General features: G+C 73.4%; 2 protein-coding genes. Both read right to left on the bottom strand.

Translation table 11 applies throughout. From position 1 onward, the window contains the following. Positions 1–190: 190 nt before the first annotated feature. The gene (locus tag AC27IO_RS24740; RefSeq protein WP_317355000.1) at positions 191–451 is read right to left on the bottom strand and encodes a hypothetical protein; all 261 of its coding nucleotides are present in this window, start codon (positions 449–451) and stop codon (positions 191–193) included. Between the two features lie 89 nt (positions 452–540). Then, positions 541–1025, bottom strand: a 485-nt coding sequence (locus AC27IO_RS24735; RefSeq protein WP_498741284.1) for an FtsX-like permease family protein, incomplete at its 5' end; no start/stop codon positions are given.

Genomic DNA, 1025 nt, shown 5'->3' with positions numbered 1-1025 from the left:
CGCGCCGGCACCGTCCGGCGCCTGCGCGCCGGCCACGCCGCAGGCCAGCAGGCAGGCGAATGCGAGGGGGATGGCTTTCATGCGGGGGTCCTCAAAAAGGCGGCGAACGGCGGCCGGGCGCCCTGCCCGGCCGGTGCGATTGTCGCAGCGCCCCGCCGGGCAGGGGCGCATGCGACGGATCGAATCGCGATCAATGCTGGTGCTTCATGCCGCAGAACTTGCCGATGGCCAGGCCCTTGCACGCCGCCTGCAGTTCCTTCTCGCAGGTGTCGTGGCCCTTGCCGGATTCCAGGCACTTGGCGGCGGCCTCGTGCGCGGCGGCCATGGCGCGGTGGCGCTGGATGTCGGCCTGGGTATCGGCGTCGGAATGCTGCTGGGCCTGGGCGGCAACGGCGGCCAGCAGCAAGAGCGGTGCGAGCGCCAGGGCGCGGAGTCGGGAGGTGGCGGTCATGGGAAGAAGTCCTTTCAGGAGGTGGGTGACAAAAACAGGGGAAAGGGTTCGGGGGACGTCCGGGCATCGAGGCATCCAGGCATTCCAGGTCAGGGCCGCGCCAGCAGGTCGGCCACGTCCACCCGGTACGCCTGCACGGCCGGCAGCAGCGCCGCCACCGCCGCCACGGCCACCGCGAGGCCGGGCACCGCCCATTCCTCGGGCAGCCACAGCGCGCCGGTGACGGGCATGGCGTTCTGCGCCTGCAGCATCCAGCCCACCACCGTCGCCAGCGCATGGCCGGCGGCCAGGCCCAGGCCCGAGGCGATCAGCGCCAGCCACAGCGCCTCGGCCAGCAGCAGCCCACCCACGCGCGCGGGCGAGGCGCCCAGCATGCGCAGCATGGCCAGATCGGCGCGGCGCTCGCGCACGGCGTTCCACAGCGCGATGAAGACGCTCAGCGCGCCACGCCCAGCAGCACCGCGCCGAAGGCCTGCAGCCACGTCGGCGCCCACGCCCACAGGCGCAGCCAGGCGCGTCACCCTCGACGGCGGGCGCGGCGGCCTGCATGGGGGTCGGTTGGCATTGATGTGGA

This window comes from Acidovorax sp. KNOB132, assembly GCF_057541515.1.
The sequence above is the reverse complement of the archived record's forward strand: the minus strand, read 5'-3'. Positions and strand labels throughout refer to the sequence as shown.

Excerpts from the sequence above, each read along its gene's own strand:
- AC27IO_RS24740 (WP_317355000.1), bottom strand. The coding sequence starts at position 451 with ATGACCGCCACCTCCCGACTCCGCGCCCTGGCGCTCGCACCGCTCTTG.